Here is a 21226-nt window from a genome sequence, read left to right as displayed (position 1 = left end):
CAAACAGGCAACGCTAATAGCGGTAATATAGTACTCGCAAGCGGTAGTACCTTTGATTTATCAAATGTTTCTTCAATTAAAGTATTTTTAACTGCACAAAATAATCCGTTTGCTATTGGGCAAGGTAGTGCTTATCCTATCATCACCACGGCAGGAGGTAATATCATAGTTGGTAATTCTGTAAGCTTACCGTTTAATGTAACCGCTAATGAAGGTGGTTTTGTCAGATGGCAAATTACAGGTAATTCCTTTGTACTTTTAACGATAGAACCAACAGGAGATGAACAATAGATAATATCATCAAAATTTTAATAAATACTACTGTTGGTAATGTTATAGTAAATACCATTGTAGGGCAAAGATGAGAAGTCGTTGAACATCTATTACCTATAATTACAAAGACCTTCAAATGAAATACATAGAATAACTACTCCGCTTATTACCCCAATGGGGTCCTTCCGTCGGTTCGAGTGTTGGAGGTTTTAACCCTCTACAGCCGCCACCAACTAGCGGTAGTGTAGTTATATGTTCCGCCTACCACTCCGGGCAGCTACGACGTAACACCTAGCAATCCGGCGGGATATAATACTCCGACTACTCCGGTTACAGGCACAGGCGAATTTGGTCCTAACGGTCCTGCTAATGTCGGAGGCAATCCTTACGGTCCGAATGCTTCGGTCGTAACGACTCCAACTTCAAACTTAGGCGCTAACCAGTTATCAACTGGAGGAGGCGGTAGCTTTGGAGGTACTACGGGTTATAACAGTCCGTCAACAGGTGGCTCAAGCTACAATAGTTCAGTTTTCGGTTCGGATGTATACAGTCCATCAACGGCTGCTAGTGGTTAGAGTGGTGCCGGTGGCTCAAGTTATAATAGTCCTGCTGCAACCGGTATTGCTCCTGCTAATAGCGGTAACTCTTCAGCACAAGGGAGCAGTTCTAGTTTGGGAGGTACAACTAAAGGCGGTGTAACCAACAGCGGAAGTAGTCCATACGGTAATAGTTGTAATCCTAAAGCAACAGGTGTTTCTCCCGCTAATAATAGTAACGGCATGGGAAGTAGTTCCGGTAGCGATATGTCTGCTATAGGTAGTAGCCGAGATAATTCTGCAGGTACAAGTAGCGGTGGAAGCTCAGGTAGCGGAATAAGTCGTGCTAAAGCGAATGACAGCTTTAATGCTGCACAAGATAATACTAGTACCGCTAATCAAAAAGTAAGGGAGAGAATTAAGGCTCTTGAAGATGAAAATAACAATGCTACGAATCCTACAGCAGAAGATGCTACATCACGTAAGAGAGGTGTAGTTGTCGGAGGCGGTGATTGTGAACTTGATGAAAGTAAAGCTAATAATTCCATTTACGGGGTATGGGCTAGCCTGTATTACGGTAAGGCAGTACAAAAAGCCTTTAACGGACTTTATAAAGCTAAATCTACCGGTGGCTCAATCGGGATTGATACCGTTATAAACGATAATATAGTTCTGGGTGCTGCTTATTAGAGTCGATACGAAGTTACGTAAAATGCTAAAGCCGGCAATACTACTAAGGTCGGAACTAATATGGGCTCTATATACGGTTTATATAGCTTTATAAATAACCTATTTATAGAAGGCGTAACCATCTATGCACGAAGTGATATTAAAACTAATGAACTACGTAATATTATAGGCGGTTATGAAACAGCACACGGTAAATATAATTCAACTTTTTATAGCGGTCAAGTAGTTGGGGGTTATAATTATCTATGGAAAGAAACTTCATTTGCACCGATGGCAGGAATCAGGCTTACTAAGATTAAAGATTTCGGTTATCAGGAATACGGTACTTCTTTCCAAAACCTAACTATTCAGAAACGTCAATATAACAAGGTTGAAGGTATACTCGGCGGTGAAATTAAGACAACCTACTATAAGGATGAATGCATAATTAGACCGCAAATTCATGCCTTTATTAATTACGATTTCAAAGGTAAAACACCGGCAATCGTTGCAGATCTTAACGGTCTTAATGAGCCTCTACCGGTACTGGCAAACCTACTAAAATGCTATATGATTTAGGGGCAGGTGCAGTAATTAAGAAGGGTAGAATGGAGTACGGAGTGCATTACAGTCTGAACTTAGCTAAAAAATACCATGCCCAGTTCGGTACGCTAAGATTTAAAGTAAACTTCTAAAAACCCGCATCAATTAAGAATAAGGATTTTAAAATCCTTATTCTTAATTACACACCGAATAGCGGATTACTATATAATCAGCTGTTTGCATAAAATTAAATAATAAGTTGAATTTATACAAGGATTATCATATTAATATTTGTAATTATTTTTCGGGAACTGCGATAGTTTTTATGGTAATTGCATGTAGTTTTTTATTTAATATTTCAGACAGGGCGTTTTTTACTAATTTATGTTGATTAATTAAAGAAAGTCCATTAAATTGAACATCTGATATTTCTAAGGCATAATGGTCTTGATCTCCTACTAAATCAGTAATTTTCATTGTACTGTTCGGAAATGATTCTTTAAGTATTTTTTCTAACTCTTCTACAGATATTGCCATTATTTTATCAATATTAATTTAAGTATTAATTAAAGTTTTTTTGCTTAAAGTAAAGCTTTATATGAATTTTTATTATAGAATTTTAAACATTCATTGATAAAATCGACTCTTATGCATATAATAATTAATATTATTATGTCATTCTATTAATTATTATGAAAAAAGAAACTGAAGAATTAAAATTATTTATCTTAGAATGTTTAAGTGAGAAAAAAGCAGAAGATATTGAGGTAATTGATTTAACAGGAAAACATAAATTAGCCGATTATATTATATTTGCTAGCGGTCGTTCGACTAAAAATGTTGGAGCAATTGCTGAATATGTAGCTTTAGAATTAAAAAATAATGCTGGTATAAATAGTAATATTGAGGGGCTTGGTAAATCAGAATGGGTACTAATAGATGCCGGTACTATTTTAATTAATATTTTTTATCCTGAAGTACGGGAGCATTTTAAGTTAGAAGAAATTTGGAAAAGATGAACGATCATATTCTTATTAACGTTATAATTTTACTCGGTACTGCGGTTTTTATCGTGGCTATACTTAAGCGTCTTAGATTAAGTCCGGTACTTGGTTACTTAATTGCCGGAGCTGCAATAGGTGATCACGGTTTAAAAATCGTAACATATGACCAAACTAAGTTACTAGGTGAACTTGGTGTAGTATTTCTATTATTTGCGATAGGACTTGAGTTATCCTTCGAGCGATTAAAAGCTATGAGACGATATGTATTTGGTCTCGGTAGTTTGCAAGTTTTAACAACCGCTATAGTAATTGCCGGTGCAATGGTGCTTATAGACGGCAATAGTAGTGCGGCTATTATTACCGGCGGTGGTCTGGCCCTTTCATCTACAGCACTTGTTATGCAGGTGATTGAGGAAAATCGTAGTCAATCAACGCAAATAGGAAGAGTTTCTTTAGCTATTCTGTTACTACAAGATTTGGCCGTAGTGCCATTGCTTGTGATAGTTCCGTTACTTGCCGGTAACAATAAAGCCTCGCTTGCAGCGGCTCTTGGTATTGCACTCTTAAAAGCCGTAACGGCCTTACTTACAATATTTATTGTCGGTCGTGTTTTTCTTCGTCCTGTATTTTCATTCATTTCATCAGAAAGTAATAATGCAAGCGAGTTACCTATTTCGATGACTTTGTTAATAGTACTTTCTGCTGCTTGGGCTACCGAAACATTTGGTTTATCTTTAGCTCTAGGAGCGTTTGTTGCCGGAGTATTAGTTGCAGAAACTGAATTTAGATTGCAGGCAGAGGAAAGTATTTATCCTTTCAAAAGTTTATTTTTAGGATTGTTTTTCATGACCGTGGGTATGAATATCGATGCCCTAGAAATGTATGAAAAAATATCTCATATTCTTACTTTATCTATTGCTTTAATAGGTATAAAAACCTTAATCATAACGGCTTTTTGTATTTTATTCGGTTTTAATAAAGGAGTTGCTTTTTATTCAGGTTTATTATTATCGCAAGGTGGAGAGTTTGGTTTTATATTATTCAGTTTAGGTAAAGATAGTGGAGTATTAGAAGAAAGTACTGCCGATATATTATTACTCGTAGTTACTTTTACTATGGCACTTACTCCATTACTCGCAGCTTTAGGGCAAAAGATTGCTGAGAAAGTTGATAAAGGACTTGGTAAAACTCCGACTCAAATGATTGAGCTTGGGGCAAGAGATTTAACAAACCATATTATTATTGCCGGACTCGGTAATACCGGTAAAATGGTAGCAAGAGTTTTGGAAGCAGAAGGTATAAGTTACGTAATACTTGATTTAGATGATGATAGAGTAAAAGAAGAGCTATCAAACGGTTTGCCGGTTTTTAAAGGTGATGTATCGCAAGCCGATACTCTAAAGGCATTAGGTACGGAAAGAGCATTCGCTATAATACTTACTATGAATAATCAAGTAACTATCAAGAAATCGCTTAAAACAATTAGTGGTAATTATCAGGATATACCGGTTGTCGTTAAGTTAAAAAATTTAAAAAATGCTAGAGAGTTTTATGATTTAGGTGCCACAACTATTATTCCAGAAAGTTATGAGACTGGATTACAAATAGGTGGAACAGTCCTAAAAAATATAGGTATTAGTGAGCAGGAAATTAATAGAATAAAAGTACAATTTAGGCTTGGTAATTATATAATAGCAAAAAAAGAGGATGCTTTATCTGAAGCGGAAGATAATGATTAAAATTCTTATTACTTTAATTATTGTAATATTATCAACAACAATTAATGCCGATAATAAAAAATTGCCTATTCCGAGATTTGTTTCAATAAAATCTAATGAAGTAAATGCAAGGAGCGGACCAACTACTAAATCTGCCGTAGAATGGGTTTTTGTTAAAAAAGGCGAACCGGTAGAAATAACTGCAGAGTACAAGCAATGGCGACAAGTACGTGACATTAACGGCGAAGGTGGTTGGATACATTCAAGCGTTTTATCAGGTAAAAGATCAGTAGTTATTACTTCTGATAAGGAAATAGAACTTACCAAATCCGCAGACCATAAAAGCCGAGTTATAGCAAAATTAATGCCAAAAGTTCGTTGTAGTTTGAAAAAATGTAAAGAACAATTCTGCCAAATTACATGTAAGGATTACACAGGTTGGATTTCCAAGAAAGTAATTTGGGGAGTGTATGATGATAATGATAGGTATTAATAGGCTTCTTGCATAACCTCCTTCTAAAGGTAATTTGTACGTCAATCCGGTACTCGCATCCTCACGTACTTTTATGTACGCTGCAGTGCTGTGTTCCGTGTTTCCTTCAAGTGCCTCTTTATAAGATAGGTGATACAAGAAGCCTAGTACCGATAATAAATTGTAAAAGTAATTTACTGCCTGAAGTTAATTTGCTAATAAAGATTTACCAAAGATATAATTATTTATCCAAAGATATTTAGACGGTACAAATGATATCGCATTTAAAAAACTATTTAGCGATAAAGTAAAATTAATAAATTTATTGACCTCTCTTCTTAGGTTATCGCAAGGAGATAGAATCATAGATTTAAGCTATATAACTACTGAACAGTTACCTGTATTTCTTGAAGGGCAAAGAAGTTTGTTCGATATAAAAGTTAAAGATGAAACCGGTAGATGGTATATAATCGAGATGCAGCGTAAAATGGAGCAAGATTATCTTAATAGAACGCAGCTTTACGGTTGTTATACCTACGTTAGTCAAATTAAGAAGGGTATGAAACATAAGGATTTATTGCCGGTAGTAATAATTGCTCTCATAGGAGCAAAAGCTTTGCCTGATGAATTGCCGTATATTAGCTATCATCATATAAAAGAAAGCAATATCCATAAATAATATTTGTTTTCATTAACTTATGTATTTATTGAACTAGGGAAGTTTAAAAAAATGATCTTAAAGATGATACCGATGAATGGTTGCATTTATTAAAATATGCTTCGCAAGAACAAGAACCGCCAAAAGAGATTAAAAATGAAATTGTGTTATCGGCATATGCAAGTTTAGAGCAATATAAATGGACAGAACAAGAGCATGATGATTATTTTAGAGCTGAAATGGCTATATAACAAGAAATAGATAAGTTTGAAGAAAAGTTTAATGCCGGGATGGAGAAGGGCATAGAAAAAGAGAAAATTGAAACTGCAAAAGAAATGCTAATAGGGAATGAGCCTATAGAGAAAATAGCACGATATATTAAGCTTACAATAGAAGAAATAAAAAAGCTAAAAGCAGAAAAATATAAAGTATAGATATTTAAATGAAAACCACCTTGCCCGAACGTTCTCTTAAAATTAGAGCAAGGCTTAATTTTATAGTGCAGCAGATTTTAGATATTGCACAGGAAAAATCGCTATGATTTCTTGTACGGCTCTTTTGCTAGAGGTGATTGGGTACATGATCTACCTTACGGCTATCATAGCGATACTGATATTTTGATAATTCTGAAAAAAGGTAAATATAAAGGATACACTGCTTTAAGATTAAAAGATAATATAAATATATAAGATTAGAAAACACAGGAATAATAAACCCTAAGCAAATTATTCCGTATGATTCAAGAATATCGATAATTCTAGAGTCAATAGAGGAAATAAGTAGGCAGTTAGAAAAAGGACGTTATTTTTATACCGATATAAAAAAAGAAGGTATTCTTTATATATGATAGCGGTGAATTTATACTTAGCGAGGCTAAAGATTTATCTTGGAGCGATTGGTAGAGGTAAAGGTTTTTTAAAAGGGGCAACTACTTATTTAAGCGATTTGTAGTATGCTTTTTATCAGCCTTTGACCTTCATCAAGCTACAGAAAGTCTTTACAGTACTATTTTATTAGTTTCCTCAAACTACAAACCTCAATTACATAATTTACAAGAACTAGGTAGCATGGCAGGAAATTATGACAATGAATTATGGAGTGTATTTCTTCAATTAACCGAAGAACAAAAAAAGTGTTTTGAGCTTCTTGAAAAAGCTTATGTTGATGCAAGATATGATAAAAACTATAAAATTACTAAAGAACAGCTGCTTTGTCTTATTGAAAGAATAGAAAAATTAAAAGAAATCACCGCAAGAATCTGTACAGCAAGAATTAATCCGTAAGGATTGAGTGTCATTACTAACTCAGTATTACCTGCCTGGATACCGAGTCGTCATTGCGAGCGACTGCAAGGAGCGTAGCAATCTAGCAAAAATAATAAAAATCTAAATATTAGCATTTTTAACTGGATTGCTTCGTCAAAACTTGCAGTTTTTCCTCGCAATGACTGGGCTTTTAAAGATATCTATAGTTATTGAGCAATGCCCATTAAGGTTTTAGTTTAAAGATTGATATAAATATAGTATAATATAAACCTTTAGTATATTCGATGAACTGTAAAAATTGGCTGAGTCGTTCTACAAGAGCTTCGGTTCTCGCGTATTACGTTATACGCAGCTCATCTTGCCTTGTGAACTCCTCGCTCTTTTTGAATTTGATCTTCGTATACTAGGCTTTTAGTTTAAAGATATATATATAAAATTATGAGTAAGAAGCTTTATATTAAGACCTACGGATGTCAGATGAATGTTTATGATTCCATTAAGATGCAGGATTTGCTTTATCCCTTTGGCTATGAACCTACTGAAAATATTGAAGAAGCAGATGTTATTATTCTAAATACTTGTCATATCAGAGAGAAAGCAGCTGAGAAAACTTATTCTGAACTCGGTCGTATTAAGAAACTACAAGATACCAGAACAAAACAAGGTTTAAGGTCTGCAATAATAGTTGTAGCTGGTTGTGTTGCACAGGCGGAAGGGGAGGAGATTTTTACAAGAACTCCTTATGTTGATATTGTTGTCGGTCCGCAATCTTATTATAACCTACCGGAATTAATCTCAAAAGTCGTTAGACATGAAAAACACTTAATCGATCTTGATTTTGTTGAAGAAGCAAAATTTGATCAGCTACCTGAGCAATTATATCCGCAAGGAACAAGTGCCTTTATATCGGTACAGGAAGGGTGCGATAAATTTTGTACTTTCTGCGTAGTACCTTATACTAGAGGTGCTGAATTTTCAAGAAATGTAGAGCAGGTTTACAGAGAAGCACTAAAAGTAGTTAGTAGCGGTGCTAAAGAAATTATGTTACTTGGACAAAATGTCAATGCATATCACGGTAAAGGTCCTGCAGATAAAATATTTAGTCTAGCCGATTTACTCAAACATCTAGCACAAATTCCCAATTTAGAGAGATTACGTTATACCACCTCACACCCGATAGATATGAATAATGATCTAATAAAGCTGTACGGCACCGAACCTAAATTAATGCCGTTTCTACATCTACCGGTGCAGTCAGGTTCAAATAAAATATTAAAAGCCATGAACCGCAAACATGATCGGGAATATTATTTTGATATAATTAATCGCTTAAGAGAAGCAAGGCCTGATATAGTTTTATCCTCTGATTTTATTGTCGGGTTTCCCGGTGAAACAGATGAAGATTTTGAAGATACATTAGATTTGGTCCGTAGAGTAAAATACGGTCAGTGTTATTCGTTTAAATATAGCCCACGTCCCGGCACACCTGGTGCAACTAGAACCGACCAAATACCTGAACATATAAAATCAGAGAGATTAACTATATTACAACAAGAACTCATGGCTCAGCAACTAGCTTTTAATACAAGTTGTGTTGGTAGTACTATGAAAGTTCTATTTGATCGCAATGGTAAATTCGACGACCAGATAATAGGTAAAACTCCATACATGCAGTCCGTATATATCCAAAACCCTAATAAGTCTTTACTTGGTAAAATCATTGATGTAAAAATTACTAAGGCTTCACTTAATAGTTTAACCGGCGAAATATTATAAGTCATGTATAAATCTCTTCTTTTTTGTTTAAAAATTTTTGTCTTCCTTATTTTAGTAGGTTGCGGGATTACTGCTTATATAATATACCACTATTCACGTGATTTGCCTGATTACTCACAGCTTGCACGTTATTATCCGCCGTCGGTAACGCGTATTTATTCCCGTGACGGCAAATTAATGGAGGAGTACGCTTTTGAACGTCGTGTGTTTGTACCGATTAATAGCGTACCGAGTTCGCTAATAGAAAGTTTTATTGCAGCTGAGGATAAGAATTTCTATAACCATCCCGGCGTTGATTTGTTTGGAATAGTTAGAGCGGCATTTTTAAACATATCTAATTATTTACATAATAGGCGTATGGAAGGAGCGTCTACCATTACTCAGCAAGTGGTTAAAAATTTTCTGCTAACTAACGAAGTTTCTCTTGAACGTAAGATTAAAGAAGCGATTCTTTCTTATATGATTTCAAGAGTATTTACTAAGGATCAAATTTTAGAATTATATCTTAATCAAACATTTTTTGGTCGTGGTGCATACGGTGTTGCGGTAGCTGCACAAAATTATTTTAATAAATCCGTAGAGGAACTTACTATTGCAGAATCAGCTTTTATTGCGGCACTGCCTAAAGCCCCTTCCGAACTTAATCCTGAGAGAAACTATGCTAGAGTAAAAGCTCGTCGTGATTACGTAATAGCACGTATGTTTGAAGATGGTTATATAACAAGAGATGCTGCGAAAGAAGCTATGGATAGCCCGATAGTTTTACGTAAACGAGCTAAGGAAGAAACTGTTACGGCAGATTATTATGCTGCACAGGTCAGAGAAGAAGTAATTAGGATGTTAAATAGTCAGGAAGAATTTTATACCGGAGGTCTTACTATCATTACTTCTTTAGATGCAAAGATGCAGCAATTAGCTGAAAACTCTCTAAGAAAAGGTCTAAGGGAGTTTGATAGAAGGCGTGGTTTTAGAAAGCCTATAGCTAATATTTCTCTTGATAATTGGCAAGGAGAGCTAAAAAAACTACCAACTCCTCCATCGCTTTTAGAGTATAAATTAGCTGTAGTTCTAGATGTAGCCGATAATCATGTAGAGATTGGACTTATAGACGGCAGTAAATCTAAGATGCCTATTGCTGAAATGAAATGGGCAAGAAGTAATCTTAAATCAGTTAAGACCTTGCTTAAAAAAGGTGATGTGATAGTGGTTGAGGCTATAAAAGAGGGGTATGCTCTTCGTCAGATTCCTGAAATAAACGGTGCTATTATGGTTATGAACCCAAATACCGGACAGGTACTTGCAAGCGTTGGCGGTTATGATTTTTCCACAAGTAAATTTGATAGAGTAACTCAAGCACTGCGTCAACCCGGTTCTTTGAGTAAAACCTTTGTTTATTTAGCAGCTCTTGAAAACGGTGTTAAGCCGAATCAGATTTTTAATGATGGACCTATTGAGATTTCGCAAGGTCCAGGGATGCCTAGTTGGCGTCCTAAAAATTATGAGGGTAAGTTTTTAGGTGAAATCACTATGCGTACTGGTCTTGAAAAATCTCGTAATCTTATAACCGTAAGAGTTGCAACTGCCGTAGGACTTACAAAAATCGTTGATATAATTAAGCGTTTCGGTATTAATAATGAACCAAAAAAAGTTTACTCTATGGTACTTGGTTCAATTGAAACCACACTTAGCAGAATGACTAATGCTTATGCAATTATTGCTAACGGCGGTAAAAAAGTTGAGCCTCATTTTGTAGAATTAATTAAAGATCGTAACGGTAAAATTATTTATAGGCGAGATGATAGAGAATGTCTTGCTTGTAATGTTTCGGATAGTAATTTAGATACCGCAATATTAGAAATACCGAAAGAATATATCTATAGAGTTACGGATGAAGCTAGTGATTATCAAATTACTTCGTTTTTAACCGGAGCAATAGATAGAGGTACCGGTTATGCTGCGAAGAAGTTAGGGAAAATTATCGGCGGAAAAACTGGTACTAGTAACAATAGTAAAGATACATGGTTTGTAGGTTTTACACCCACAATAGTAGTCGGCAGTTATGTGGGTTATGATACACCGAAAGAGCTTGGAAAAAGAGCAACAGGCTCAAACGTAGTATTACCGATTTTTATTGATTTTATGAGTAATGCTTATAAGGATAAGCCATCGCTGCCTTTCAAAGTTCCAGATTCAATTAAGCTAATTGCCGTAGATAGAGCAACTGGTAAAATTACACCAAGCGGTACTGTTATAGAAGCATTTAAAGTAAATAATGTTCAGATGCTTGAGAATGAATATATGATTGATAATCAAGATAATAATGATATTTTTGATTATGTACCGAGTAAGGAAGATCAATCGCAGGAAATTTACTAAACTGTATAATTAGTTTAAGCCGATGTCATTCCCTGTTTTCTATGTCATGCCCGCGGAAGCGGGAATCCAGGGTGCACGATAAATAGAACTTTTAATTTTTAAAATTTGCTGTATTGCTGCTTTTTTCCTGGATTCCCGCTTCCGCGGGCATGACATCGGTATCATACAACAAAACCACCTATTTTTATTTTAACCTATGAAAAAAATTATTTTATATCTCACTGCCCTAATATCACTTACTATAACTTTTATAACTCAAGCGGATTGTTTTTTAGTTAATGAAAATTATAAAACAAGAAGGTAATTGTGAGTCTCGTTATGCTCCATGCTCAACATTTAAAATTGCTATAAGTTTAATGGGTTATGATGATGGGTTTTTAATTGATGAAACTCATCCAAAATTACCTGTTAAAGCAGGATATGCTGACTATCTTGAAGTTTGGAAACAATCCCAAACACCTAAAGATTGGATGAAGAATAGCTGTGTTTGGTATTCGCAGATTATTACTAAAGAATTAGGTATTGAAAAATTTCGTGATTATGTAACATAATGTGATTATGGTAATCGTGATATTTCAGGAGGAGATAAAGGCAAGAATAACTGTTTAACTAATGTATGGCTTTCTAGTTCTTTAGAAATTTCACCGTAAGAACAATTAGCTTTTCTTCAGAAACTAGCAGAGAATAAATTGCCTGTAAGTGTTCAAGCCCAAGAAATGACTAAAAATATTTTGTTTATTGAAGATTTTGTAGATTGTTGGAAGCGTTACGGTAAAACAGGTAGTGGTAATAAACTTAGCCAAGATAGAACTGTAAAGTTAAAGGATCGTAAAATTGGATGGTTTATAGGTTGGCTACAAAAAAATGACAGAACAGTTTTCTTTGTACATTTCATTGAAGATAATAAAAATTATTATTCTTATGCAGGGCAACGTTCTAAAGAAGCAGCGAAAGAAAAGCTAAAAGAATTGATAAATCAAGAATTGAAATAAATCTCAATTTTTATTTTCGAGGAACAACCAAAAGTGAATTTGCTATTGGTTGTTGATTAAAAAGCAATACTCTAGGTTATCTATACTAAAGTACCTTCTTCTTCATAGAGACTCCAGTCATATCTACCACAGCATGATCATTATCAAGTAGAGTGTTATTTTCAGTAGTAACATCTTCATTAATTTCAGCAGCAAGTTTTTCAGCTTCAATTTCATCAATATATTGTTTTAATTTAGCTTTTGTTGCGTTTTTATTTCTAACATACCCCCCAAGTTACCCCTACACCTATTATAACAGCTATGGAGGCAACTACAGCTGTGCCAATGCTTATATATTGAGCAACTAAGGAATTATCGTTATCACTCTCATCAAACATATTTTCTTGAAAGTTGTAAGTTGTATTGAAAGCAGTATTAGTAAGGGTTGCTACGGTGTTATTAATTAAATTTATTCCCGTTTCAGTCTAACTTTCGGTGTTATCGGAAAAGATTGATTCAGAAATTTCGGCAGTAGAGCTTGTTATTGTGTTATTAATCGGATTAGCTGCTATTTCAGATAAGTCTTTTGTTATGAGTTCTAATAAGTTTTCTATTGTGTTAGTACCTTGAGTAGTGCTAGATATCGGGTTAGATATTAAATCCTTTATTTCTGAAGAAATTCCATTCAAATTATTTCCTTTAAGTACCTCAAATATTTTGCATCCTTTACTATAACCTATAGTAATAGGGTTATTAGTTGCTGCAGTATTAAGTATATACTCAATAGTAGGGTTTTAAATTTTAGTATAATTTTGTGGATCAAAATAATAACGAAAATTTTCTTGACATATTTTCATCAATGCTTCCTCATACATAAAAGTATTATCACCTTGTTTTTTTTAATATATAATCTCGTATATTGTCTCCATTATTATTATATCGTTATTTAATAATTCAATTCCTTTGCTATACTCCATCGCTGCCATATTGTTTTTAGGACAATTCGATACAATTAAATTTTTTGTAGTAGGATCTATATAATAATTTTCTCCGTTATATCCTATTTGAAGCATATTATATTCTTGATCTCCAATTGTTGCTCTTACTGTTATAGTAATTCTTGCCACAGTGGTTAAAAATGAAGTTAATTGATGTATCATTTTGCTATTCCTTTGGATTTTTAAAATTGAAGGGCATAGTCAGCAGTACTTATTTGATAGTCAAGAAATTATTAACAAAAATTAATAATTAATATATAATAATTGCAATTAGGTGAAATTATATAAATTTCAATATCGCTTGAAGTATCTAAAGAAATGTTATAAAGTCAAAAAGTTCATAGAAATTTAAGGGTATTATGCAAGTAGTAAAAGCTTTAGAACAAATTTTAGCAGATAGCTATGCTTTATATTTTAAAACACAAAATTATCATTGGAATGTAGAAGGAGCAGAGTTTAGAAGTCTACATTTATTATTTGAGGGGCAGTATGAAGATTTAGCTGAAAGCTTAGATGAGCTTGCTGAAAGAATAAGAAGTTTAAATGCTAAAGTTCCCGCATTATCAGATTTAATAAAACTTGCATCTATAGATGAGGCAAATCTAAACGCAACGGCAAATGAAATGCTTAAAAGTCTAACAAAAGATCAAGATATTATTAGAGATACATTATATAAGGGACTCAAAGTAGCACAAGCAGAGGGCGATGAGGGTACAGCCGATATGATTATTGGACGAATTAAGGTGCATGAAAAGAATAGATGGATGCTGAAGAGTAGTATACTCTAGTGTCATTTCCATTTTCGTCATTGCAAGCGACTGAAAGGAGCGTAGCAATCTCAGGAGATAGCGTATGATTCCTGAGATTGCTGCGTCGATGCTGTGCATCTCATCGCAATGACGTTAATGTTCATAACAAACAAACTAACAAAATAAAAATAAAATGGAACAATATGATGTAGCCGTTATAGGCGGTGGTCCAGGTGGGTATGTTGCAGCAATTAGAGCAGCACAATTAAAGAAAAAAGTTGTATTAATAGAAAAAGAGCATTTGGGTGGGGTATGTCTTAATTGGGGGTGTATACCGACTAAATCCCTGCTTAAATCTGCTGAGGTTTTTGAATATATAAAACATGCTAAAGATTATGGAATTGATGCTAAAGGTGCTGAAATCAACATTAAGAAAATAGTCGAACGCTCAAGAGAGATTTCAAATAAGCTTGCAGGCGGTGTTAAATTACTACTGAAAAAAAACAAAGTGACCGTGATAGATGGAGTAGCAAGTCTTGCAGGAAATAAGGTAATAAATATAAATGATAAACCTACAGTAAAAGCAGGAAATATTATTATAGCTACCGGCGCAAGATCTAGGGTTTTAAAAGGCTTTAAGCCTGACGGTAAACAAATTTGGACTTCTAAAGAAGCTATGATACCTCAGCATGTGCCGAAATCTATGATTATTGTCGGCTCAGGTGCAATCGGTATAGAATTCGCTTCGTTTTATAATAGTATTGGTGTGGATGTTACAGTAATTGAGGCACATAATAGAATATTGCCTGCTGAAGATATGGAAATTAGCGGAATCGCTCATAAGAACTTTGAGAAGAAAGGTATAAAAATTATTACAAATGCTAAGTTAATTAAGCAAACAAAATCAAAAGATAAGATAGAAGTTGAGTTAGAGTTAGCAGATAAAACACAAAAATTACAAGCTGAAATTTTACTTATGGCAGTAGGTATTACAGCTAATACGGAAAATTTAGGTCTTGAGAAAACAAAAATTAAAGTAGAAAACGGCTATATAACTACTAACGGGTTAATGCAAACTGCGGTATCAGGAATTTATGCTATAGGCGATGTAGCAGGAGTGCCTTGTTTAGCTCATAAAGCAAGCCATGAAGGTATTATTGCAGCGGAAAGCATAGCGGGCTTAAAACCGCATACTATTAATAAACATAATATTCCTGGTTGCACTTATTCTTCGCCGCAAATAGCAAGCGTCGGTTTGACTGAAGAAGCAGCAACAACCTTAGGTTATGAACTTAAAATAGGCAGATTTCCTTTTATAGCTAACGGTAAGGCTTTAGTAAGCGGTGATAGCGATGGCTTAATTAAAACTATATTTGATGCTAAGACGGGTGAGTTGCTTGGAGCTCATATGATAGGCTCGGAAGTTACGGAATTAATACAAGGATATGTGGTTTCAAAAAATTTAGAAGGAACGGAGTTGGATTTAATTAACACTATCTTCCCGCATCCGACTTTATCGGAAATGATGCATGAATCAGTATTCTCTGCTTATGATAGGGCAATACATATATAATACTCGATGAACTTCAAAAATTGGCTACGTCGTCTTATAAGAGCTGTGGTGCTCACGTATTAAGTATATGTTCCGCTCCTCGCCTTATAGACTCCTTGCTCTTGTTGAAGTTGATCTTCGTATATACGTTTCATTTTACTTCGGAGATATAAATTAAGAAAATGAACAAAGGTAATTTAATCAAGAATTATGCAGTAGCGTTATTTAATAACGCTATGGTTGATAATATACAAGATAAGATCTTTGAAGAAATTACTTCTATAAACCGTATAATTACCGATAATTTTGATATTAGAGAGTTCCTATTTTCTCCTATAGTAAATAAGAACGACAAAATTAACGCAGTTAATTCATTAGCAAAAAATATCAAAATTAGCACAATAGTACAAAATTTTTTATTGTTATTGGTAAAAAATTCGCGTACTGCTATTTTATCTAATATAGTAGATGCTTATAATACTTTACTATATGAAAGTAAAAACATAAAGATAGTTCAGGTTATTTCTGCAAATAAGTTACAACCTAAAGAGCAGGAGTGGATTAAATCTCGTATAGAAAAAGAATTAAATCAAAAAACAGAAATATTATTTGATATAGATAATACTATTATTGGCGGTATTGTAATTAAATATGATAGTATGTTGCAAGATTACTCAATAAAAGGTAGTTTAGAGAAAATAACGAAAGTTTTAAAGACAGTTAATATTGCTGTATAGATATTTATATAGTCATTGCGAGGAAATTACGAAGTAATTGACAAAGCAATCTCAGGATATTTTATGAGATTGCCACGAGGCCTAAGGCTGCTCGCAATGACGGCTCGGTATCCACACGGGCAATGCTCGTTCGCAATGACAAGAAAATTAGGAGACATAAACCACATGAAACTAAAGCCTATTGAAGTAGCTGAAATATTACAAAAGGAAATAGCTAATATTAATTGCTTAAGTGAGCTTGAGGAAGTAGGGCAGGTAATAACCGTCGGTGACGGTATAGCCCAAATTTACGGTCTTGCTAATGTAAAATCCGGTGAAGTAGTAGAATTTAAATCCGGTGTTAAGGGCCTTGTTTTAAACTTGGAAAACGATAGTGTCGGTGCTGTAATTATGGGGGATGATAACCAAGTACAGCAAGGTGATAATGTCAAAAGAACTAAAGAAGTTTTAGAAGTACCGGTAGGAAAAGCTTTGCTTGGTCGTGTTGTTGATGCTCTAGGTAATCCTATTGACGGCAAAGGCGATATTGCAAGTAAAGAGTACAGACATATCGAGATGAAGGCTCCGGGGATAATAGAAAGAACGAGCGTGAGTGAACCCGTACAAACCGGAATAAAGGCTATAGATTCGTTAATCCCAATAGGTAGAGGACAAAGAGAGTTAATAATCGGTGATAGGCAAACTGGAAAAACAGCTATAGCCGTTGATACTATTATTAATCAAAAACAAGCTCATTCACTTACTAATGAAAGTGATAAAATTTATTGTATTTATGTAGCTATTGGGCAGAAAAGATCAAGTGTTGCACAAATAGTAAAAAAACTAGAAGATGCCGGAGCCATGGACTATACACTCATTGTTTCGGCTACTGCTTCGGAAGCTGCAGCTCTTCAATTCATTGCCCCTTATTCTGCCTGTAGTATGGGCGAATATTTTCGTGATAACGGCATGCACGCACTTATTATTTATGATGATTTAAGTAAGCATGCCGTTGCATATAGACAAATCTCATTATTACTTAGAAGACCTCCCGGGCGAGAAGCCTATCCCGGCGACGTGTTCTACCTGCATTCAAGGTTGCTTGAGCGTGCTGCTAAAATGTCAGAGGAAAAAGGCAGCGGTTCACTTACTGCTCTTCCTATAATCGAAACGCAGGCAGGTGATGTATCCGCATATATCCCAACAAATGTTATTTCGATTACCGACGGTCAAATTTTCTTAGAAAGTGAGCTATTTTATAAAGGCGTAAGACCTGCCGTTAATGTCGGTATTTCGGTAAGCCGTGTTGGTTCTGCAGCACAAATAAAGGCTATGAAGCAGGTAGCAGGTTCGGTAAAGCTAGAGCTTGCTCAATTTAGAGAGCTTGAGTCTTTCTCGCAATTTGGATCAGATTTAGACCCTGCCACTAAAGCACAAATCGATCACGGTAAAAGATTAGTTGAGATATTAAAACAAGCTCAATATCATCCTTTTCCGGTAGAAGAACAAATAGTAAGTATTTATGTCGGCACTAAGAAATATTTAAGTGATGTCCCGCTTCAGAAAGTAAAAGAATTTGAAGATAAAATGCTTACGGAGATAAGGTTAAATAAAAAAGATATTTTGGAATCAATAAAAAACGAGCAATGTATAACCGAAGAAACCGAGCAGAAACTGAAAGCATTTTTAGAAAACTTCGTTAAGGAATTTGTTAAATGAGATGATGTTGTTTTTGTGTGGATACTAAATCGTCATTGCGAGTGACTGAAAGGAGCGTGGCAATCTCAGGATATTTGACGAGATTGCAACAAAGCTTCGTTCCGCGCAATGACATAAAAATACTAAATAAATATGTCAAATTTAAAGCAGTTAAGAACTAGAATTAAAAGCGTTAAATCTACACAAAAGATTACTAAAGCAATGCAACTAGTATCAGCTTCTAAAATGGCAAAAATAAAGAGTCAAATAGCCAATTCAAATTTTTATATTGAGGCTGTTAGTAAAATGATGTCTGCTATATTATCAATTGATATGTATGAGTTATCTATAGAAGAGCAGAAATTTTTTAATACCGTGCCGAATAAAGCAAATTTATTGATAGTTATGACATCACAGCGTGGTTTATGCGGAACGTTTAATTACAGTATAATTCAGCAAGTTAAGAATGATATTAAAGAGTTAGAAAATAAAGGCGAACAAATAAAACTTATCATTATTGGAAAAAAAGGTTACGAAGCACTAAAAAGGCAATATGTAAATTATATTGATAGTTATTTTGAGTTACCCAAAATTCATGATGAAAATCTGATGCTACAAGTAAAACAAAAAATTATGTCGGCAGTAGAAAATCTAGAAGTTAGTAATTGTGTTATATATTTTAATAAATTTAAGAACGCAATGACTCAAATTATGACTAGACAACAGATTTTACCAGTAGCAAAATATCAGGATGATTCTATGATAGATAATCCTATAGTTAATTTAGTCGGATTCGGATACAAGGAACGAGGAGCGAAGCCTATAAATAATAGGAGCGCGACGAGTGACATAGTAGGCGAGTCCAAATCAATTGACTATAATTATGAATATGAGGGAGAAAATCTCATTTCTAATCTCATTAATTTATATGTGAATTCCCAAATAAATTATGCTTTACTACAAAGTAGAGCAAGTGAGGAGGGAGCTAGAATGACTGCTATGGAAAATGCAACAAATAATGCTAATGATTTAATAAGCAAGTTAGTTTTAAAGCTAAATAGATCAAGACAGGCTATTATTACTACGGAATTAATAGAGATTATAGCCGGTTCAGAAGCGGTTTAGATATACTCGTTTAATTTGAAAAATTGGCGTCGTTGTTTCATATTTTTTGATCCTCACGTACTAGTATATACGCTGTCAAAAAATATGAAACGCCTTGCTCTTTTCCACATTAAACTGCGTCTATCTGTTCTTCATTTTATTTGTATTATATTTTTTAACACAAGAAAAAATCATGACAAAAAATATTGGAAAAATTACTCAGATTATTTCAGCGGTGGTGGATGTAAAATTTACGAATAACGGTAAGTTACCGGAAATTTTAAATGCTCTAGAGTGCTATAACGATAAACAAAGGATAGTCCTGGAAGTAGCACAACATATAGGTGATGATACAGTGCGTTGTATTGCTATGGATTCTATGGAAGGGTTAGTGCGGGGCGTAGAAGTAATAGATACAGGCAGTCCTATTCGTATTCCTGTAGGTACTGAGACGCTTGGGCGTATTATGAATGTTGTAGGTGAGCCGATTGACGGTAAAGGAGACATTAAAAGCTCAAATATTTCTTCTATATATAAGCCTGCTCCTGATTTTACCAATCAGTCAACCGAGCGTAATATATTAGTAACCGGTATTAAAGTTATTGATTTACTTGCTCCTTATACTAAAGGTGGTAAAATAGGACTATTCGGTGGTGCAGGAGTCGGTAAAACCGTGCTTATAATGGAGCTTATTAATAACGTAGCTAAAGCACACGGCGGTTATACGGTATTTGCAGGAGTTGGTGAGAGAACTAGAGAAGGTAATGATCTTTACCATGAAATGATTGACTCGGGTGTTATTAACCTTGCAGAGCCTGAAAAGTCAAAAGTAGCTTTAGTTTATGGACAAATGAACGAGCCGCCGGGAGCAAGGGCAAGAGTTGCGTTAAGCGGTCTGACCATTGCCGAGAGTTTTAGAGATATGAATGAAGGGCAAGATGTTTTGTTTTTTGTAGATAATATTTTCCGTTTTACTCAAGCAGGTTCTGAAGTATCGGCGTTACTCGGTAGGATTCCGTCAGCGGTAGGGTATCAGCCTACTCTTGCAACCGATATGGGCGAACTACAAGAGCGTATCACCTCTACTAAGCACGGCTCAATAACTTCCGTGCAGGCTATATATGTACCGGCGGATGATTTAACTGATCCTGCTCCTGCTACTTCTTTTGCACATTTAGATGCTACAACGGTACTTAGCCGTCAGATAGCTGAGTTTGGGATTTATCCGGCAGTTGATCCGTTAGATAGTAATTCGCAGGTACTTGATCCGATGATTGTTGGTGAAGAACATTATAGTGTAGCAAGACAAGTGCAGCAGGTTTTACAAACTTATAAATCGTTGCAGGATATTATCACTATTTTAGGTATGGATGAGCTATCCGAAGAAGATAAACTAACCGTGGCACGTGCTAGAAAAATACAGCGTTTCTTATCGCAGCCTTTCCATGTCGCTGAAGTATTTACCGGAGCTGCAGGCAAATTTGTTAATCTAGCTGATACTATCGCAGGCTTTAAAGGACTTGTAGAGGGTAAATACGATGATTTACCGGAAGCTGCTTTTTATATGGTCGGAACTATAGACGAGGCTATAGAGAAGGCGCAAACGTTGAAGTGACGTTGATGTCATTCCCGCGTAGGCGGGAATGACGTAGTAATTTTACTATATTATTCTATGAACGCAACAATTCTAGTCAAAATAATTACTCCTTTAAGTATTGCATTGGAAAAGCAAGCTAAAATAGTAACAATGTCGGGTGAGGAGGGTATGTTTGGAGTGCTGCCGAGTCACGTTCCGATGATTGTTAGTTTAAAAGCCGGTTTAGTGCAGGTTTATATAGATGATATGCATAAATCCGAAAACACTTATCTTATTTCCGGCGGTGTAACCGAAGTAACGGCAAATTATATTAATATAGCTACGGAAACGGCTATTAACGTTACGAATTTAAGTGAAGCGGAAATAGCAACTAAGCTTCTCGATCTTCAAAAAACTTTATCAGATCAACATTAATTTGTTTGAAAAATCTACGTTTTGGGATAAGGTTATTTTAATGTCATTGCAAGGCTTTTTTCCGTCATTGTGAGGAGCGAGAAGTGACGCGGCAATCTTGTCAAACTTCCTGAGATTGCCAAGCAGTTCTACGGCTG

Annotated in this window: 24 protein-coding genes; 21 read left to right on the top strand and 3 right to left on the bottom strand. The window is 34.9% G+C overall.

The annotated features are described in order from the left end of the window. Positions 1-944: 944 nt before the first annotated feature. Positions 945-1499, top strand: coding sequence for a hypothetical protein (locus tag RSA_RS06205; RefSeq protein WP_196792863.1), 555 nt, complete (start codon positions 945-947; stop codon positions 1497-1499). A gap of 60 nt (positions 1500-1559) precedes the next feature. After that, on the top strand, positions 1560-2057 hold the full coding sequence (locus RSA_RS06200) for an autotransporter outer membrane beta-barrel domain-containing protein (protein ID WP_231284229.1): 498 nt from the start codon (positions 1560-1562) through the stop codon (positions 2055-2057). A gap of 261 nt (positions 2058-2318) precedes the next feature. On the opposite strand, the gene RSA_RS06195 is transcribed toward RSA_RS06200, so the two are convergent. Then, on the bottom strand, positions 2319-2558 hold the full coding sequence (locus RSA_RS06195; RefSeq protein ID WP_012151363.1) for a BolA/IbaG family iron-sulfur metabolism protein: 240 nt from the start codon (positions 2556-2558) through the stop codon (positions 2319-2321). Positions 2559-2713: 155 nt separating this feature from the next. On the opposite strand from RSA_RS06195, the gene rsfS reads away from it, so the two are divergent. The 12 genes from rsfS (at position 2714) to RSA_RS09790 (ending at position 12282) form a co-directional block, all read left to right on the top strand. Further along, positions 2714-3040: a ribosome silencing factor gene (rsfS, locus tag RSA_RS06190; RefSeq protein ID WP_004997291.1), complete on the top strand. Its 327-nt coding sequence runs from the start codon at positions 2714-2716 to the stop codon at positions 3038-3040. Then, positions 3037-4764 carry a monovalent cation:proton antiporter-2 (CPA2) family protein gene (locus RSA_RS06185; protein ID WP_012736865.1) on the top strand — a complete coding sequence of 576 codons (1728 nt, stop codon included), beginning with the start codon at positions 3037-3039 and terminating at the stop codon, positions 4762-4764. The genes rsfS and RSA_RS06185 overlap by 4 nt, the downstream gene beginning before the upstream one ends. After that, on the top strand, positions 4757-5236 hold the full coding sequence (locus tag RSA_RS06180) for an SH3 domain-containing protein (protein ID WP_004997294.1): 480 nt from the start codon (positions 4757-4759) through the stop codon (positions 5234-5236). Before RSA_RS06185 ends, RSA_RS06180 begins: the two co-directional genes overlap by 8 nt. A 304-nt stretch (positions 5237-5540) precedes the next feature. Continuing rightward, a complete protein-coding gene (locus RSA_RS09815; protein WP_014365044.1) occupies positions 5541-5894 on the top strand; it encodes a PD-(D/E)XK nuclease family transposase in 354 nt (117 codons plus the stop codon). 80 nt (positions 5895-5974) lie between these two features. Then, entirely contained in the window at positions 5975-6124 is a 150-nt protein-coding gene (locus RSA_RS09810; protein WP_012151358.1) for a hypothetical protein, read from the top strand. Between the two features lie 39 nt (positions 6125-6163). Further along, entirely contained in the window at positions 6164-6307 is a 144-nt protein-coding gene (locus RSA_RS09805) for a hypothetical protein (RefSeq protein ID WP_014365043.1), read from the top strand. Between the two features lie 84 nt (positions 6308-6391). Next, entirely contained in the window at positions 6392-6562 is a 171-nt protein-coding gene (locus tag RSA_RS09800) for a hypothetical protein (protein WP_231284228.1), read from the top strand. A gap of 318 nt (positions 6563-6880) precedes the next feature. After that, entirely contained in the window at positions 6881-7156 is a 276-nt protein-coding gene (locus tag RSA_RS06170) for a HEPN domain-containing protein (protein ID WP_081498235.1), read from the top strand. Positions 7157-7576: 420 nt separating this feature from the next. Further along, positions 7577-8914, top strand: a complete 1338-nt coding sequence (gene miaB / locus RSA_RS06165; protein ID WP_014365042.1) for a tRNA (N6-isopentenyl adenosine(37)-C2)-methylthiotransferase MiaB — start codon at positions 7577-7579, stop codon at positions 8912-8914. Positions 8915-8917: 3 nt separating this feature from the next. Then, positions 8918-11290: a penicillin-binding protein 1A gene (locus RSA_RS06160; protein WP_014365041.1), complete on the top strand. Its 2373-nt coding sequence runs from the start codon at positions 8918-8920 to the stop codon at positions 11288-11290. Positions 11291-11568: 278 nt separating this feature from the next. Next, positions 11569-11841 carry a penicillin-binding transpeptidase domain-containing protein gene (locus tag RSA_RS09795; protein ID WP_012151353.1) on the top strand — a complete coding sequence of 91 codons (273 nt, stop codon included), beginning with the start codon at positions 11569-11571 and terminating at the stop codon, positions 11839-11841. Between the two features lie 165 nt (positions 11842-12006). Next, entirely contained in the window at positions 12007-12282 is a 276-nt protein-coding gene (locus RSA_RS09790; protein ID WP_196218320.1) for a penicillin-binding transpeptidase domain-containing protein, read from the top strand. Between the two features lie 464 nt (positions 12283-12746). Here RSA_RS09790 and RSA_RS06140 read toward each other — a convergent pair whose 3' ends face one another. Together RSA_RS06140 and RSA_RS06135 are read right to left on the bottom strand one after the other, a co-directional pair. Further along, entirely contained in the window at positions 12747-12950 is a 204-nt protein-coding gene (locus RSA_RS06140) for a hypothetical protein (protein ID WP_016728372.1), read from the bottom strand. 210 nt (positions 12951-13160) lie between these two features. Further along, positions 13161-13421: a hypothetical protein gene (locus tag RSA_RS06135; RefSeq protein WP_041472365.1), complete on the bottom strand. Its 261-nt coding sequence runs from the start codon at positions 13419-13421 to the stop codon at positions 13161-13163. A gap of 197 nt (positions 13422-13618) precedes the next feature. On the opposite strand from RSA_RS06135, the gene RSA_RS06130 reads away from it, so the two are divergent. The 7 genes from RSA_RS06130 (at position 13619) to RSA_RS06100 (ending at position 21089) form a co-directional block, all read left to right on the top strand. Then, on the top strand, positions 13619-14047 hold the full coding sequence (locus RSA_RS06130; protein ID WP_012151348.1) for a Dps family protein: 429 nt from the start codon (positions 13619-13621) through the stop codon (positions 14045-14047). A gap of 154 nt (positions 14048-14201) precedes the next feature. Beyond that, a complete protein-coding gene (lpdA, locus tag RSA_RS06125; protein ID WP_012151347.1) occupies positions 14202-15581 on the top strand; it encodes a dihydrolipoyl dehydrogenase in 1380 nt (459 codons plus the stop codon). A 161-nt stretch (positions 15582-15742) separates the two neighbouring features. Next, entirely contained in the window at positions 15743-16297 is a 555-nt protein-coding gene (gene atpH, locus RSA_RS06120; protein ID WP_014365039.1) for an ATP synthase F1 subunit delta, read from the top strand. Between the two features lie 165 nt (positions 16298-16462). After that, entirely contained in the window at positions 16463-17995 is a 1533-nt protein-coding gene (atpA, locus tag RSA_RS06115; RefSeq protein ID WP_014365038.1) for a F0F1 ATP synthase subunit alpha, read from the top strand. A gap of 132 nt (positions 17996-18127) precedes the next feature. Continuing rightward, on the top strand, positions 18128-19099 hold the full coding sequence (gene atpG / locus RSA_RS06110; protein ID WP_012151344.1) for an ATP synthase F1 subunit gamma: 972 nt from the start codon (positions 18128-18130) through the stop codon (positions 19097-19099). A 172-nt stretch (positions 19100-19271) separates the two neighbouring features. Next, on the top strand, positions 19272-20693 hold the full coding sequence (gene atpD / locus RSA_RS06105) for a F0F1 ATP synthase subunit beta (protein ID WP_014363298.1): 1422 nt from the start codon (positions 19272-19274) through the stop codon (positions 20691-20693). A gap of 57 nt (positions 20694-20750) precedes the next feature. Next, complete coding sequence (locus RSA_RS06100) at positions 20751-21089, top strand: F0F1 ATP synthase subunit epsilon (RefSeq protein ID WP_012151342.1); 339 nt, start codon at positions 20751-20753, stop codon at positions 21087-21089. Positions 21090-21226: the final 137 nt, after the last annotated feature.

The sequence above is a fragment of the Rickettsia philipii str. 364D genome (assembly GCF_000283995.1).
Lineage (GTDB): Bacteria > Pseudomonadota > Alphaproteobacteria > Rickettsiales > Rickettsiaceae > Rickettsia > Rickettsia rickettsii.
Note: the sequence above shows the minus strand (reverse complement) of the source record. Positions and strands in the feature narration are given on the sequence as shown.